At 38.0% G+C, this 15,720-nt stretch carries 17 protein-coding genes; all 17 read right to left on the bottom strand.

Annotated features, from left to right (window positions below; all coding sequences use genetic code 11):
- Nucleotides 1-21 precede the first annotated feature (21 nt).
- Nucleotides 22-1,041: a histidinol phosphate phosphatase domain-containing protein gene (locus MKY00_RS07650; protein WP_016716984.1), complete on the bottom strand. Its 1,020-nt coding sequence runs from the start codon at nt 1,039-1,041 to the stop codon at nt 22-24.
- 11 nt (nt 1,042-1,052) lie between these two features.
- Nucleotides 1,053-1,376: a phosphoribosyl-ATP pyrophosphatase gene (hisI, locus tag MKY00_RS07645; RefSeq protein WP_016716983.1), complete on the bottom strand. Its 324-nt coding sequence runs from the start codon at nt 1,374-1,376 to the stop codon at nt 1,053-1,055.
- Nucleotides 1,377-1,386: 10 nt separating this feature from the next.
- Nucleotides 1,387-1,692 carry a phosphoribosyl-AMP cyclohydrolase gene (gene hisI / locus MKY00_RS07640; protein ID WP_000803969.1) on the bottom strand — a complete coding sequence of 102 codons (306 nt, stop codon included), beginning with the start codon at nt 1,690-1,692 and terminating at the stop codon, nt 1,387-1,389.
- On the bottom strand, nt 1,689-2,447 hold the full coding sequence (gene hisF / locus MKY00_RS07635; RefSeq protein WP_000880229.1) for an imidazoleglycerol phosphate synthase cyclase subunit: 759 nt from the start codon (nt 2,445-2,447) through the stop codon (nt 1,689-1,691). Before hisF ends, hisI (MKY00_RS07640) begins: the two co-directional genes overlap by 4 nt.
- Nucleotides 2,441-3,160 (bottom strand): 1-(5-phosphoribosyl)-5-[(5-phosphoribosylamino)methylideneamino]imidazole-4-carboxamide isomerase, encoded by a 720-nt coding sequence (gene hisA / locus MKY00_RS07630; protein WP_016716982.1) that lies wholly within the window; start codon nt 3,158-3,160, stop codon nt 2,441-2,443. Before hisA ends, hisF begins: the two co-directional genes overlap by 7 nt.
- Nucleotides 3,133-3,762 (bottom strand): imidazole glycerol phosphate synthase subunit HisH, encoded by a 630-nt coding sequence (hisH, locus tag MKY00_RS07625; protein WP_000560331.1) that lies wholly within the window; start codon nt 3,760-3,762, stop codon nt 3,133-3,135. Before hisH ends, hisA begins: the two co-directional genes overlap by 28 nt.
- Nucleotides 3,763-4,347 (bottom strand): imidazoleglycerol-phosphate dehydratase HisB, encoded by a 585-nt coding sequence (hisB, locus tag MKY00_RS07620; protein ID WP_001209290.1) that lies wholly within the window; start codon nt 4,345-4,347, stop codon nt 3,763-3,765.
- Nucleotides 4,347-5,636 (bottom strand): histidinol dehydrogenase, encoded by a 1,290-nt coding sequence (hisD, locus tag MKY00_RS07615; RefSeq protein ID WP_016716981.1) that lies wholly within the window; start codon nt 5,634-5,636, stop codon nt 4,347-4,349. The genes hisB and hisD overlap by 1 nt, the downstream gene beginning before the upstream one ends.
- 11 nt (nt 5,637-5,647) lie before the next feature.
- Complete coding sequence (hisG, locus tag MKY00_RS07610) at nt 5,648-6,283, bottom strand: ATP phosphoribosyltransferase (protein WP_016716980.1); 636 nt, start codon at nt 6,281-6,283, stop codon at nt 5,648-5,650.
- Complete coding sequence (hisZ, locus tag MKY00_RS07605) at nt 6,259-7,521, bottom strand: ATP phosphoribosyltransferase regulatory subunit (RefSeq protein WP_016716979.1); 1,263 nt, start codon at nt 7,519-7,521, stop codon at nt 6,259-6,261. The genes hisG and hisZ overlap by 25 nt, the downstream gene beginning before the upstream one ends.
- A gap of 310 nt (nt 7,522-7,831) precedes the next feature.
- Complete coding sequence (gene leuD / locus MKY00_RS07600) at nt 7,832-8,413, bottom strand: 3-isopropylmalate dehydratase small subunit (protein ID WP_016716978.1); 582 nt, start codon at nt 8,411-8,413, stop codon at nt 7,832-7,834.
- Nucleotides 8,391-9,785: a 3-isopropylmalate dehydratase large subunit gene (leuC, locus tag MKY00_RS07595; protein WP_016716977.1), complete on the bottom strand. Its 1,395-nt coding sequence runs from the start codon at nt 9,783-9,785 to the stop codon at nt 8,391-8,393. The genes leuD and leuC overlap by 23 nt, the downstream gene beginning before the upstream one ends.
- On the bottom strand, nt 9,785-10,849 hold the full coding sequence (gene leuB / locus MKY00_RS07590; protein ID WP_016716976.1) for a 3-isopropylmalate dehydrogenase: 1,065 nt from the start codon (nt 10,847-10,849) through the stop codon (nt 9,785-9,787). The genes leuC and leuB overlap by 1 nt, the downstream gene beginning before the upstream one ends.
- Nucleotides 10,850-10,927: 78 nt before the next feature.
- On the bottom strand, nt 10,928-12,448 hold the full coding sequence (gene leuA, locus MKY00_RS07585; RefSeq protein ID WP_016716975.1) for a 2-isopropylmalate synthase: 1,521 nt from the start codon (nt 12,446-12,448) through the stop codon (nt 10,928-10,930).
- A gap of 1 nt (nt 12,449) precedes the next feature.
- A complete protein-coding gene (gene ilvC, locus MKY00_RS07580) occupies nt 12,450-13,460 on the bottom strand; it encodes a ketol-acid reductoisomerase (RefSeq protein WP_001151735.1) in 1,011 nt (336 codons plus the stop codon).
- Between the two features lie 26 nt (nt 13,461-13,486).
- Entirely contained in the window at nt 13,487-13,996 is a 510-nt protein-coding gene (ilvN, locus tag MKY00_RS07575; RefSeq protein WP_000822948.1) for an acetolactate synthase small subunit, read from the bottom strand.
- On the bottom strand, nt 13,993-15,693 hold the full coding sequence (gene ilvB, locus MKY00_RS07570) for an acetolactate synthase large subunit (protein ID WP_016716974.1): 1,701 nt from the start codon (nt 15,691-15,693) through the stop codon (nt 13,993-13,995). Before ilvB ends, ilvN begins: the two co-directional genes overlap by 4 nt.
- Nucleotides 15,694-15,720 lie beyond the last annotated feature (27 nt).

Below are 15,720 nucleotides of genomic sequence, written 5' to 3'. Positions count from 1 at the left end.
GTTTTCATGAAAAAATCGTGATCATTTTGAAATTGTTACTTCTTCTTCTAGTAATCTCATCGTTCGGACTCGTTTCGTAAATGTAGCTAAGTGAGCAATATCATGATTACGTAACGTCTTTATATTCTCTTCCACATATTTCCCTAAATCATTCGGATAATGAGCATCTGAAGAAAGTGTAATCGGAACTTCGTGTTTAGCTAATACTTGTAAATATAGCGGACTCGGACACATTTCGCGCACAGGATAGCGATAGTACAATCCCGCATTTATTTCCGTTGCTGTATTTGTTTCTACTAATGCACGCGCAATTTTCTTATAATAAGAAATTTGTTCATTCTCATCTAACCGATAATTAAATACTTTTATGTTGTCAAGATGAGCAATAATATCAAATAACTCAGAACGAACTGCGCACTCAACCGTTTTGAAAAACGTATCATATAAAGCATATACGTCATGTTCCTTAAAGTATTCTTTCGTATCTGGATTATCAAATCCCCAGCCATTTAAAAAATGAACAGAACCAATTACATAATCAAAATCTCCTAATGCGAGTAAAGATTGTAATTGTTGTTCACCACCAATAAAATAATCTGCTTCAATTCCAAGTTTAAGCGTAACACCTCTTTTACTCCACCGTTCTTTCGCCTCTTCAATTGCCTTTGTAAAATCATGTAGTGAAGCTACCCTTACTTGGTCTAACCATTCCTTTTGTAAACGTCCAAGCCCCGAATCACTAATATCAACATATTTTTCATAGTATTCTTTCGCTTCATAAAAACGGTATAAATGATCGACAATACCAACTTCTTTTATCCCTTTTCGCAAAGCTTCTTCTAAATATAAATCAATCCATTTCGTTGTAAATGGTCCTTCATTCACACGTCTTTGCAGGCGTTCTTGTGTTTTCACAAGCCATTCCATAGAATGTTTTTCTTCTTTTAGCGGTTCATAATGTTGTAATGATTCATTTATTTTAGCTAGCCATCCTATTGAATATGGCCCTTCTTCTAAATGAATGTGATAATCCACCTTCATACGTATTCCCCCTATAATGTATCTATTTCTCTTCTGTCCCCTACTCTCGAAAGCTTCCCATTTCTTTCTGTCACTTCCTCCATAATATCTTCTAATGATATATTTTTTTCGACTAATAACACGAAGCAGTGATACAATACATCAACCATTTCTTTCACTAGCTCTTCGTTATCATTATTTTTGGATGCAATAATTACTTCCGTACATTCCTCACCAATTTTCTTTAAAATTTTATCTTCTCCTTTTGAAAACAAGTAATTTGTATATGATTCAGGAAGTGGATTTCTCTTTCGTTCTTCAATTGTTTCAAATAGTAATGTAAAGGCGTTTTTCATATGTATCCCCCTATATAATTTTGTAATGAAAACATGTTTTTTCTCCCGTATGACATGCAGGTCCTACTTGCTTTACGACAACAACAATTGAATCTTGATCACAATCTAAATAAAGAGATTGCACATGTTGGACATTACCTGATGTTTCTCCTTTATTCCATAACGACCTTCTTGAACGAGAATAAAACCATGTTCTTTTCGTTTCTATTGTTTTTTCATATGCCTCTTCATTCATATAAGCTAGCATTAAAACTTCTTTTGTATCTTCTTCAATTACAACTGCTGGTAATAGTCCTTTTGAAAAGTTAGGTTTCATAGCCGCACCTCAACATTTGCATTTCTTAACTTTCTCTTTACGTCCCCTATTGTCGCCTCACCGTAATGAAAGATTGATGCCGCTAATGCTGCATCAACTGCTGTCTTTTGAAACACTTCTATAATGTGATCAGCATGACCGCACCCGCCTGACGCGATGACAGGTACGGAAACACTTTTTGAAATTTCTTCTGTTAAACGAAGGTCATATCCGTTTTTCGTTCCGTCTGCATCCATACTCGTTAATAAAATTTCGCCTGCGCCTAGCTCTGTAACGCGCTTTGCCCACCTGATTGCATCCATTCCCGTATCAACTCTTCCGCCGTTCACATATACATTCCACTTATCTTCTGCTACTTTTCTAGCATCAATTGCGACGACAATACATTGTGAGCCAAAATGCTCTGCCCCTTCTCCGATTAATTTTGGATTTCGCACTGCTGCTGAGTTAATTGAAACTTTATCTGCTCCAGCTCTTAGTAAATTGTACATATCTTTCACATTTGAAATTCCTCCGCCAACTGTAAGAGGAATAAATACTTTTGAAGCCGTTTTTTCTACAACATCTACAATCGTTTTTCGTCCTTCATGAGTTGCCGTAATATCTAAAAATACTATTTCATCTGCTCCCGCATCATTATATAAAGCTGCTATTTCAACAGGATCCCCGACATCTTGTAGTCCTATAAAATTTACACCCTTTACGACTCGCCCTTCTTTCACATCTAGACATGGAATAACGCGTTTTGCTAACATAACTTTGTTACCTCTAGCACTTCTTCTAAATCAATCGTTTTCTCGTAAAGAGCCTTACCAATTATGACACCGTATATGTTCATATCATTTAACTTTTTCACATCTTGAATAGATGCAATTCCTCCAGAAGCAATAAGTCGAGTAGAAACGCTTTTTTGTAGTAACTCCAATTGTTCTATATTCGGTCCTGCAAGCGTCCCATCTTTCGAAATATCTGTAAACACAATCGTTTGAACACCTACATTCTCCATTTGTTTTGCTAAATCAATGTAAGAAATTTCAGATACATCAAGCCAGCCTCTCGTTGCTACGAAACCATTTTTCGCATCAATTCCGACGATGATTTTTTCTTTATATAGAAAAACTGCTTCTTCTAAAAATGGCTTATCATAAAGAGCAGCTGTTCCTAAAATCACTTTACCTACCCCTACTGAAAATAACTTCTCTACGGCTACAAGTGATCGAATTCCTCCGCCAACTTGCACTGGAATACGTACTGCCTTGCAAATTCTTTCAATGACGGACAAGTTTAACGATTCACCAGCAACTGCACCATCTAAATCAACAATGTGCAACTGTTTCGCTCCAAATGTTTCAAATATAATCGCTTGCGCAACCGGATCTTCATTCATTACTGTTTCTTTACTAAATTCCCCTTGATACAGTCTAACGCATCGTCCCTTTTTTAAATCGATAGCTGGGAAGATTTCCATGATTCTACCACTCCTTTAAAATTTTTCAACATTTGCATGCCTATATCACCACTTTTTTCAGGATGAAACTGTGCGCCATATATATTTTCTTTTGCTACAAAACCAGGTACTTTCACTCCATAATCACTTATTCCATACACAATTTCATTTGGACAATCTGCGTAATAAGAGTGGACATAATATACGAAAGAACCGTCCTCTACTCCATTCCAAAGCGCTATTTCTCCTTCTTTCTTTAACTCATTCCATCCCATATGAGGAATTTTATAAGGAACCTTTAGCTTTCGAATAACGCCTGGCAATAAACTTAGCCCGTTACAGTCTTGTAGTTCCTCACTTTTTTCAAATAAAAGCTGCATTCCTAGGCAAATACCTAGAAGTGGTTTTCTTGAACGCCCGATTTCTTGTAACACACGCACTAAATCTTTTTCTTCCAATACATCCATCGCTTTTGGAAATGCACCTACTCCTGGTAAAATCACTCCATCACTTCTAAAAATCTCTTCTTTATCACTCGTTACAATGTACGCTGCTCCAATATGCTTTAATGCTTGTTCTACACTACGAATATTTCCCATTCCATAATCTATAATGGCAATCAATTACAACATCCCTTTCGTTGAATTTACACCAGTAATGTTGGCATTTCTTTCGACTGCTTCTCTAAGCGCTCTACCAAACGCTTTAAATAAGGCTTCAATTTTGTGATGTGTATTACTTCCGTATAAAATACGAGCATGTAATGTAATATTGGCAGCATGAGCAACTGCTCTAAAAAATTCTTCCGTTAGTTCTGTATCAAAATCCCCAAGCTTCGGATTCGTTAATTCTCCTTGAAATACAATATATGAGCGTCCACTTATATCAATTGCAACAAAGCCTAAAGACTCATCCATCGGTACATATGCTGAGCCGTACCTGTTAATCCCCTCTTTACTGTGCAATGCTTCTTTCAAACAATTTCCGAGTACAATTCCAACATCCTCAACTGTATGATGCGCATCAACGAATACATCGCCTTCTGCCTCCACTTGCAAACCGAATCTTCCATGCCTTGCAAATAAAGTTAGCATATGATCAAAAAAACCAACTCCCGTTCGTACAGAAACGTTCTTCCCATCATCAAGCTGTAAACTTAATTTTATTTTTGTCTCTGTCGTCTCACGTATTTGACTAGACTCACGCACTATTCTTCCTCCTCAAATCTTATTTGAATTGCTCTCGCATGCGCATGTAATCCTTCTTTATTGGCAAGCTCTACAATATGATGTTGGACATCTCTTAATGCTTCCTCCGTATAAGACAGAAAGCTTGATTTTTTCACAAAATCATCGACTGATAACGGTGAGAAAAACCTTGCCGTTCCACTTGTCGGTAACACGTGATTCGGTCCTGCTAAATAATCCCCGAGCGGTTCTGGTGCATATGGTCCAAGAAAGATAGATCCTGCATGTTTCACATAAGCTAAAGCATTCATCGGTTCTTTTATATGTAACTCTAAATGTTCCGGGGCAATTTCATTCGATAACTGTAGTGCCTCATCTATAGAAGGAACGATAAAAATGGCTCCATTTCTATTTATTGATTCACGTGCAATTTCGCCTCTTGGTAATGTTTCTAACTGCCTTTCTATCTCTTTTTCTACTTCTTTTGCTAACTCTATATTTGTTGTAATACAAATTGCTGTCGCTCTCTCGTCATGTTCTGCTTGTGATAATAAATCAGCCGCAATATATTTTGCATTGCCGGTTTCATCCGCAATAACTACAATTTCTGACGGTCCAGCAATCATATCGATATTTACTATTCCATATACTTCTCGTTTCGCTAGAGCGACGTACAAATTTCCTGGTCCAACTATTTTATCCACTTTCGGAATCGATTCCGTACCGTATGCTAAAGCAGCAATTGCTTGCGCACCACCTATCGTATAAATTTCATCTACTCCCGCAAGGCTTGCAGCAACTAAAATATGTGGATCAATTCCTCCTTCTCTTGGCGGTGTTACCATTACAATCTTTTTCACACCAGCGAGTTTTGCTGGCAATACATTCATTAATACTGACGAAGGATACGAAGCGGTTCCGCCTGGCACATATACGCCTACATTCTCTAACGGCCGAATGATTTGCCCTCTAATGATGCCTTCACTCGCACAATCGAACATCGATTGTCTTTTTTGCTTTTCATGGTACGAAATAATGTTTTTCTTCGCCTCTTGTAACGCTTCTAAAAATGAATTCTCTACAAACATACTCGCTCGTTTTTCTTCTTCTTCACTTACACGAAACTCTTTTATCTTTACACCATCAAACTTTTTTGTATAAAAAGATAAGGCCTCATCCCCACTCTCCCTTACATTTCGAACGATTTCGCTTACATTTCTTTGAACAGTTTCTTCTATTATATTAGCGTTTTCTCGTAGCAATTTTATTTTCGATAACGCCTTTTGAAAATCTTCAAAAACGATCTCCATTACAAGTCCCCCTATTTTCCTGACAAAATTTCTTGCTCCATCATATTTATAATACTGAATATTTCGTCTTTTTTAGTTTTTAATGCAGCCTTATTTACAATCATTCGAGCAGATATAGAATACATTTCCTCAAATACAATGAGTCCATTTTCTTGTAATGTTTTTCCTGTTTCAACAATATCAACAATCGCATCTACCAATCCAAGAATAGGAGCGATTTCTACAGACCCTTCTATTTTTATGATTTCTACATCCTCTCCTTTATCATGAAAATAGTTAGAAGTAATATGTGGATATTTCGTCGCAATACGTTTCTTCCGGTAGCTCTTCGGATTATAAGTAGGAATAGAAGCAACACAAAACTTACACACACCTACTCCTAAATCCAACATTTCATAAATATCTTTTTCGTTTTCCATTAAAACGTCTTTTCCAACGACCCCGATATCCGCTACTCCATGTTCTACATAAGTAGCAACATCTACTGCTTTCACCAAAATAAATGAGATATCTGTATTTTTACTTTGAAAGACAAGCTTTCGTCCTTTATTTTTAAGCTCTGAACAATCGATTCCAATCTGCTCAAAGAGTGGAATCACATGTTTTTCTAATCTTCCTTTCGTTAACGCAATTTGAATGTTACGCATGAAGTTTCTCCTTCTTTCTGGACTACCCATTTCTCGTTCCATACATATTCCACTAACGATTCGTTCTTTGCCTCAACAACCGTCACTATTTGATTTTTTCTTGCAAATTGAAAGGTGTCATTTAAATTAGAACATAAAGATATCTCTACTTTTTTCCCGTCCTTTTGAAGTAAATTTCGTAACCGTTCCGCTTCTGCTAATCTATTTAACTCGTAATGAATCATAATATCTATTCTCTTTCGTTCATATGGTTCTTGCTGCTCCTGCAGCGCCTTCACAATTTGATTAACTTGCACCGCGAGTCCAACAGCCGGCAACATTTCTCCAAAATTTCCAATTAACTCATCATATCTTCCGCCACTAACAATTTCTTCTCCAATTTCATATATATACCCTTTGAAAATAACACCTGTATAATAGTCCAAATGTTGAATCATACCTAAATCAATTGATATGTACGATCCATAGCCTAGCTTGTCAATTGCTTCATATATTTCTTTCACTCTTGCGATGGCCATTTTCATTTCATTACTTGATGCGAGTTTTTCTGCTTCCTCAATCACTTCTAAATTCCCAAATAACCTTGGTAATTTCTCCAGTAACCTTACTGTTTCATCACATCGCTCTAATTTCTTTTCTCTAATAAAATTTGATAGAGCGGCATAATTTTTACTTTCAATATATGTTCTAAGAACTTTCTCTTCTTCCTCATGAATGGAGAGCTTTTTGACAATACATTTATATAACTGCACTTGCCCAATCTCTATTGTAAAAGATTGCACTTTCAACTTTTGAAGTGATTGAATGACACTTATAACACATTCAATTTCAGCTCTTACATTATCAATACCAATAATTTCAATACCACTTTGCACGATCTCATTATATTTTCCAGTAAGGGACTCATTCGCTCGAAATACATTTCCGCTATACGTCACTTTAAGTGGTGTATCACACCTCTGCGTTCCGATCACTCTCGCTAAAGGAATTGTCATATCTGGACGCAATACGATAATCCTTCCCTTTTCATCGAAAAATTTATACATCTTTTCTTCATCTATCGGCCTGCTTTGAAAGGCGAACACATCATAAAATTCAATTGTTGGTGTCCTTATTTCTTCATAACCTCTCTCTAAAAAAGTACGCCTTAATTTTTGCTCCACTTCTTCAATTAACATACATTCTTCGAATAAATAATCTCTCGTTCCATTTGGATTTGCCCGTTTCCATTTTGTCATCGAAATTCTCACACCTTTCCCTTTCTAATGTATGCTTATTTCATGCACCTAAACCGAAAATAAAAAGAGCCTTGTAGATAAAATATACCTACAAGGCTCTTTAGTAGCGTGTAGGTACAACGGGAATAACCCTTGCACCTACACGTTTTCACGCTAGGTTCAAGGGCTTTATGTATGATGATGTAGTTGTGTAAGCATTTTAATAGATTGCATTGTTTTCATAATACTTACTCCCTTTCTCCTCTAATTTTTACATAGTATATAATACTTAATTCTGAATGTAAATACATTTTAAATATTCCGTTATCTTTCAATGTACAGCTACCCTTCTTTCATACTCTTTTATTTCTTGTTCATATTGCATTGTAATACTAATTTCATCTAAACCATTTAATAATTTCTCTTTCCACATTTTCTCGATTTTAAAATGAAACCTGTGCGTACTTGTTGTAATTACTTCATTCTCTAAATCTACTTCTATTTGTTCTCTTGCATTCGTTTTGGCAAGCTTTTCTCGCATTTCTTTATCCATTACAATTGGTAACATACCATTCTTCATACAATTCATATAAAAAATATCTGCAAACCCTCCCGCGATAATTACGCGGAAACCATAATCAGCAAGTGCCCAAGGTGCGTGTTCTCTTGAAGAACCACATCCAAAATTATCACCTGTAATTAATATACTTGCTCCTTTTCTATCTGATGCATTAAGTGGGAAATTAGGGTTTTCGTGTCGTTCATTATCATACCGCCACTCATCAAATAAATATTTTCCAAATCCCGTCCTTTCAATTCTCTTTAAATATTGCTTCGGAATAATTTGATCTGTATCAATGTTATCATTCATAAGTACTGCGGCAGTACCTTTATGAATACGAAATGGCTCCATCATAACTCTCCTTTCTAATATCAACAAAATGACCATATAACGCAGCTGCTGCCGCCATTGCTGGGCTAACTAAATGTGTTCTTGCTCCTTTTCCTTGTCTTCCTTCAAAATTACGATTTGAAGTGGAAGCGCAATGCTCTCCCTCAGGTACTTGATCTGGATTCATTCCAAGACACATGGAACATCCAGGTTCTCTCCATTCAAATCCCGCTTCTTCAAATATGTGATGTAGTCCTTTTTGCATCGCCGCGTCCCTTACTCTTTTCGATCCAGGCACAACGAGTGCTCGCACACCTTCTTTTACCTTTCTCCCTTTCACAACAGCTGCAGCAATTTCTAAATCAGAGAGCCTGGAATTTGTACAAGATCCAATGAAGACATGCTGAACTGGAATATCATACGTACTTTGTCCAGGGCTTAATCCCATATAAGAAAATGCTCTTTCGTCATTTACATCATGTTTTTCTGGCAATTTCTCATCAATACGAACTCCCATACTCGGATTTGTTCCCCACGTAACGTATGGCGCTAAATCCGTAACATCTATCGAAATATGTAAATCATACATTGCATCTGCATCTGTATAAAGTTCAGACCATTTCTTCTCGAAAGTTTCATAGTCTTTCGGTGCATATTTACGTCCTTTTACATAAGCAACTGTTTTTTCATCTGGCGCGATAATACCCGCTTTTGCTCCTCCTTCAATCGCCATATTACAAAGCGTCATTCTCTCTTCCATCTCCATAGCCTGAATCGTCTCTCCGTAAAATTCCATTACGTATCCCGTTCCAACTGCTACACCATACTTTGAAAGGAGATGCAAAATAATATCTTTTGCGTAAACGCCTTTCTGTAATTTTCCTTTTAACTCAATGCCCATCGCTTTCGGTTTTCTTTGCCACAGCGTTTGCGTTGCCAATACATGTTCCACTTCACTCGTACCAATACCAAACGCTAGCGCGCCAAACGCACCGTGCGTTGCCGTATGGCTATCACCACAAACAATTGTTTTGCCTGGCTGCGTGAGCCCAAGTTCTGGTCCGATAACATGAACGATCCCTTGCTCTTCATCTCCGATATCTGCTAACGGCACCTGAAATTGTTTACAATTTTCCCGTAGTGTATCTAGTTGCTGCTTCGCAATGCGATCGGTAATATTCCAAACATCTTTCGTTGGAATATTATGATCCATCGTTGCGAATGTTAAATCTGGTCTGCGTACCGTTCGATTTGTAAGCCGCAAGCCTTCAAAGGCTTGCGGTGACGTTACTTCATGAACAAGGTGCAGATCGATATATAATAAATCCAATCCATTTTCATTTGTCGCAACTACGTGTCTTTCCCAAAGTTTATCTAGCAACCTTTTCCCCATTATCTTCCTCTCCCTACCAATGCTTGTTCTTCCATTTCTTGCATTACTGCCTTTGTAAATGAAGTTGTCGTTTCAGTCCCGCCGATATCTGCTGTACATTTTCCTAATTTAAGGACTGCTGAAATCGCTTCTTCAATTGCACACCCTTCTCTCGTTAATCCGAACGATTGCCCAAGCATCATGGCAACAGAGCGCATCATCGCAATTGGATTTGCCTTATTTTTCCCGGCAATATCCGGTGCTGATCCGTGAATAGGCTCGTATAGCGAAGGGCCCTTTTCCGCGTGACTTGCTGATGGAAGCATTCCTAATGATCCAGCTAATACGGAAGCTTCGTCACTTAAAATATCCCCAAATAAATTTTCTGTTACAATTACATCAAACCGTCCTGGATTCCGAATTAACTCCATAGCAGCTGCATCTACTAAAATATGTTCTAATTCAACATCTGGATAACGAAGTGCTACTTCTTCTGTTACAGTTCTCCATAGTTTACTAGATTCTAAAACATTCGCCTTATCAATAGATGTTACTTTTTTCTTCCGTTTATTCGCTAATTGAAAGGCATAAGAAACGATACGTTCAATTTCATGGCGATGATACGTAAGTGTATCCGTTGCTACTTCGTCTGTTCGTTCTTTCGGATAAGAAAAATAAATCCCACCTGTTAATTCACGAACGACAACGAAATCAATTTCATCAGCCTTTTTTAATGGAGATAAATGTGCCGTTGCACTTTCTACCGTTACAGGGCGAACGTTCGCAAATACACCGAGCCCTTTTCTTAAAGCTAATAATCCTTTCTCTGGTCTTTCTTTCGCGCTATCCCACCTTGGTCCACCAACTGCTCCTAGTAAAACCGCATCACTTGCTAAACAAGCGGCAAGTGTTCGTTGTGGTAATGGTTGCCCATTTAAATCGATAGCACTCCCGCCGAAGTACTCATCTTGCAAATGAAAATGATGACCATATAACCTTTCTACCATATGCAATACTTCCTTCGCACTTTCCATAACTTCCGGTCCAACACCATCACCAGCTAAACAAACGATACGTTTTTCCAATTTCAACACTCCTTTTTAACCGAATTTTCAGAACTTTAATTTGACAGGTGAGAATAGCCCCTCTCACCTATCAAACACTTATTTCACAAGCTGGATAAAAGATTTTAATTTCCCCGCTGCGTGGACATATGCTCTCGCCGACGCTTCCAATACGTCTTGCGCAACACCAAAACCTGATACTTGATGTGTTCCTTCTTTTAATTCAACATGAACATGAGCCAGTGCATCTTGACCTTGTGTAATAGATTGTATGCGATAATCCGCCAATTCACATTCTAACCCTAAAATTCTTTGGATTGCATTATAAATCGCTTCAATACTACCAGAGCCAGTAGCTGCATCTTCGAATACATTTCCCTCCTCATCTTTTAGTACAACTGTCGCGCATTGTGTACTATTTGATACGAAATGTACTTGCAATTGCGTAATATTATATTGCTGAGCCGCAAATGCTGCTTCACCAAGCATAAGTGCTCGTAAATCTTCCTCAGTAATTTCCTTCTTACGATCAGCTAATTTTTTAAACGCTTCAAACACTGCATCTCGTTCTTCCGTTGTAAATTCATAGCCAAGCTCTTTCATTTTTTCTGTAAACGCGTGACGTCCAGAATGTTTTCCAAGTACAAATAGGTTTTGAGATTCGCCTACTAACTCTGGTTCAATAATTTCATACGTTGTCACTTCTTTTAGAACGCCGTCTTGATGAATTCCGGATTCATGAGCAAATGCATTCGCTCCCACGATCGCTTTATTTTTCGGTACAACCATACCTGTTAATCTGCTTACTAATGTACTTGTCGCTTTAATTTCTTTTAGCGTCATAGAAGGCTCTGCTTGATAGAAATCTTTTCTAATATGAAGAGCAACTGCGACTTCTTCTAATGCCGCATTCCCTGCTCTCTCTCCAATTCCATTAATTGTTCCCTCTACTTGCAATGCTCCCCCTTCAACTGCAGCTAGCGAATTTGCTACAGCCATCCCAAGGTCATCGTGACAATGACAAGAGAAAATTGCTTTTTCATATGAAGGAACGGATTCTTGTAAGTACTTAAAAAGAGAATAATATTCTTCTGGATTCGTATATCCAACTGTATCTGGAATATTAATTACATTCGCTCCTGCACGAATCGCAACTTCTACTGCCTCAGCTAAAAAATCTCTTGCTGTTCTTGTCGCATCTTCTGCAGAAAATTGTACTGTTGGAAATAATGATTTTCCAAGTGTAACAGAACGATGAATACTATCTAACACATCCTCTTTTGACATACAAAGTTTATATTTCATATGAATATCACTCGTAGCTAAAAATACGTGTAAACGAGGAGATACCGCACCTTTCACAGCTTCATATGCTCGTCGAATATCGCTTTCTTTTGCTCTAGCTAAACTCATAACTGTAGCATTTTGAATTGTATTCGCGATGCGTTTTACCGATTGAAAATCCCCTTCGGAAGCTGCTGCAAAGCCAGCTTCCATTACGTTAATACCAAGTCTCTCTAATTGCCTTGCAATTTGCAATTTCTCTTGTTCATTTAAATTCACTCCTGGTGATTGTTCGCCATCACGTAGCGTCGTATCCATGAACAAAATCTGCTTCATATTATTTCATCCCTACCTTTACTCGCGGCTGTACGAAAGGCATCATTTCACGTAATTTACGTCCAACTACTTCGATTTCATGTTCATTCTCTTTCTCATTTGTCGCATGGAAATTCGGTCTTCCTGCTTTATGCTCTGCAATCCAACCTCTTGCAAATGTACCATCTTGAATTTCTGCTAGCACTGTACCCATCGCTTTCTTCGTATCTTCCGTTACAACGCGTGGCCCTGATACGAAGTCGCCCCACTGCGCTGTATCTGAAACTGAATATCTCATATTTTCAAGTCCACCTTCATACATAAGGTCAACAATAAGTTTCAGTTCATGTAAACATTCAAAATATGCAAGTTCCGGCTGGTATCCCGCATCAACTAACGTTTCAAATCCAGCTTTTACTAGCGCAGTTACTCCGCCGCAAAGTACAGCTTGCTCTCCAAATAAGTCTGTTTCTGTTTCTTCTTTAAATGTCGTTTCTAATACACCAGCTCTCGTCGCTCCAATTCCATCGGCATAAGAAAGTGCCTTTTCAGTCGCAACTCCTGTTGCATCTTGGTATACTGCAAATAATGCTGGAACAGCGCCACCCTCACTAAATGTACGGCGTACAAGATGTCCTGGACCTTTTGGCGCTACTAGAAATACATCTACATTCGCTGGTGGTTTCACTTGATCAAAGTGAACATTAAATCCGTGTGCAAAAACGAGAGAATTTCCTGCTTGTAAATTTGGCGCAATTTCCGCTTCATATACTTCTGGTTGCAGTTCATCTGGCAGTAAAATCATTACTACATCGGCCTGCTTTGCTGCTTCCGCTACTGTATATACTGAAAATCCATCTTCTTTCGCTTTATCCCAAGACTTCCCTTTTCTTAAACCTACTACTACATCAAATCCGTTATCACGTAAGTTTTGCGCATGCGCATGACCTTGCGAGCCGTATCCAATGATTGCTACTTTTTTTTCCTTTAATACATTTACCGTTACATCTTTTTCATAATAAACTTTTGCCATTTTCATTTCCCCCTATATTTAAATGATTATTGAATTAACATAACTTGCTTATCTTGTTTTTTCATACTACGCGTAAAGGCTGTTACCCCTGTTCTTGCAATTTCTTTCAAACCGTATGGACGAAGTAATTCAATTAATGCTTCTACTTTCTCCTGTGTACCTGTTACTTGCACAACTATGGAATCCTTTCCAACATCTATTACAGCGGCTCGAAACGGTTCAATTAAACTGTATAATTCCGCCCTCGCTACCGAAGTGGCTACTTTAATAAGTGCAAGTTCTCTTGCAATCATCGCTTCTTCTGTAATATCTGATACTTTCAAAACATCAATTTGCTTATGCAGTTGTTTAATTAGCTGCTCAACTTGCTGTTCATTTTCAACGTGTACAACAATCGTCATCCGTGATATGTCCGATGATTCCGTATGACCTACTGAAATACTTTCAATATTAAAATGTCTTCGTGTCATAACACCTGTAATTCGGTTTAACACACCACTTTGATTTCGCACTGTTGCTGTAACAATTCTCTTCACCTTTTTTCCACTCCCTCCATTTGGTGAACACCTTTCCCTGGCGCAACCATCGGCATTACCTTTTCTGATTGAAGTACACGGCAATCAATTACGACCGGTTCTTGTAATTCAATTGCATGCTGCAATTGTTTCTTCGCAAGAAGTGGATCATCTATGCGAACTCCTTTTATGCCATACGCATTCGCAAGAGCAACGAAATCTGGTTGGCAAGGTAGTAAAGAGTGCGAATATCTTTTGTTATAAAATTCATCTTGCCATTGTCTTACCATTCCTAAAGCTTCATTATTTAAAATAAATACTTTAACAGGTAAAGAGTGTTCTTTTAACACACTTAATTCTTGCAGTGTCATTTGAAATCCAGCGTCACCAACAATTGCAATAACTAGTTCTTCAGGCTTCGCAATTTGTGCACCAATTGCTGCAGGAAATCCGAATCCCATCGTTCCTAATCCTCCTGAAGTTACCCATTTATCTGGATTTTTTAGCGGATAATATTGGGCTGCCCACATTTGATGTTGCCCCACATCTGTTGTTACAATCGCTTCTCCTTTCGTAATTTCATATAACATATCAATTGCATATTGAGGCTTAATACTTTCAGAATTTCGTTTATAAGAGAATGGATACTTTTCTTTTCTATTCTTTAATAAAGAGATCCACTCATGATGATTTTCTTTCCTTCCTTCTGATTGAAGTAATACTTGGAGCGCTTGCTTAGCACTTGCAACAATAGGAATTTCAGTCGGCACATTTTTTCCGATTTCTGCTGGATCAATATCAATATGCGCGACAGTCGCCTCCTTAGCAAAATAAGCTAAATTTCCAGTAAGACGATCATCGAATCTCGCACCTATATTAATGAGTAAGTCGCATTCATATAACGCCATATTCGCTGTGTAAGAACCATGCATTCCTCCCATCCCTAGAAAAAGCTCTTCATCTGGCGGAAAGCCACCAAGACCAAGTAATGTATGCACAACAGGAATTTCGTATTTACGAGCAAAACTTGTTAATTCTTTCGAAGCTTTCGCATGCAATACACCTGCTCCAGCTAAAATTAATGGCTTGTTTGCAACTCTAATTGCTTGTAATAATTTGTTTATTTGAAGTAGATTCGGTTCATAATTCGGGTTGTATCCTGGTAAATCCATTTGCGCATCACTACATCGTTCGCCTTGCTCTACTACCATATCTTTCGGAAGGTCAATAACGACTGGCCCTGGTCTTCCTGTTCTCGCAATATGAAATGCTTCTTTAATAATTCGAGGTAAATCTGAAGCCTTTCGCACTTGATAATTATGTTTTGTCACCGGCATCGTAAGCCCCATAATATCGGCTTCTTGAAAAGCATCACTTCCAATTAATGTTGTCGCTACTTGCCCTGTAAATACAACAAGTGGTAACGAATCAATCATCGCATCTGCTAGACCAGTAATCACATTTGTAGCACCCGGTCCACTCGTTGCAATGACAACCCCTGGATTGCCAGTAATTCTGGCATATCCTTCAGCAGCGTGAATAGCACCTTGTTCATGCCTTGTTAAAATATGCGGAATTTCACAGTCATAGAGTGCATCATAAAGAGGTAAAACAGCACCACCAGGATAACCAAAAATCACTTCTACTCCTTCCTTTTCTAGCGCTTCTAACAATAGCTGTGCACCAGTTGCCAGTTTCTCTTCCGTTTTTGAAGACATTGTTCTTATAAGCCCCCTTTTAAAAAC

The sequence above is a fragment of the Bacillus sp. FSL R9-9834 genome (assembly GCF_038006905.1).
Classification (GTDB): domain Bacteria; phylum Bacillota; class Bacilli; order Bacillales; family Bacillaceae_G; genus Bacillus_A; species Bacillus_A pacificus.
This window is presented reverse-complemented; position numbering and strand designations above follow the sequence as displayed.

What these genes read in the sequence shown, in the direction of transcription:
- MKY00_RS07650 (WP_016716984.1), bottom strand. Translation starts at nt 1,041, where the DNA reads ATGAAGGTGGATTATCACATTCATTTAGAAGAAGGGCCATATTCAATA.
- hisI (WP_016716983.1), bottom strand. Translation starts at nt 1,376, where the DNA reads ATGAAAAACGCCTTTACATTACTATTTGAAACAATTGAAGAACGAAAG.
- hisI (WP_000803969.1), bottom strand. Translation starts at nt 1,692, where the DNA reads ATGAAACCTAACTTTTCAAAAGGACTATTACCAGCAGTTGTAATTGAA.
- hisF (WP_000880229.1), bottom strand. Translation starts at nt 2,447, where the DNA reads ATGTTAGCAAAACGCGTTATTCCATGTCTAGATGTGAAAGAAGGGCGA.
- hisA (WP_016716982.1), bottom strand. Translation starts at nt 3,160, where the DNA reads ATGGAAATCTTCCCAGCTATCGATTTAAAAAAGGGACGATGCGTTAGA.
- hisD (WP_016716981.1), bottom strand. Translation starts at nt 5,636, where the DNA reads ATGGAGATCGTTTTTGAAGATTTTCAAAAGGCGTTATCGAAAATAAAA.
- hisG (WP_016716980.1), bottom strand. Translation starts at nt 6,283, where the DNA reads ATGCGTAACATTCAAATTGCGTTAACGAAAGGAAGATTAGAAAAACAT.
- hisZ (WP_016716979.1), bottom strand. Translation starts at nt 7,521, where the DNA reads ATGACAAAATGGAAACGGGCAAATCCAAATGGAACGAGAGATTATTTA.
- leuD (WP_016716978.1), bottom strand. Translation starts at nt 8,413, where the DNA reads ATGGAGCCATTTCGTATTCATAAAGGTACTGCCGCAGTACTTATGAAT.
- leuC (WP_016716977.1), bottom strand. Translation starts at nt 9,785, where the DNA reads ATGGGGAAAAGGTTGCTAGATAAACTTTGGGAAAGACACGTAGTTGCG.
- leuA (WP_016716975.1), bottom strand. Translation starts at nt 12,448, where the DNA reads ATGAAGCAGATTTTGTTCATGGATACGACGCTACGTGATGGCGAACAA.
- ilvC (WP_001151735.1), bottom strand. Translation starts at nt 13,460, where the DNA reads ATGGCAAAAGTTTATTATGAAAAAGATGTAACGGTAAATGTATTAAAG.
- ilvB (WP_016716974.1), bottom strand. Translation starts at nt 15,693, where the DNA reads ATGTCTTCAAAAACGGAAGAGAAACTGGCAACTGGTGCACAGCTATTG.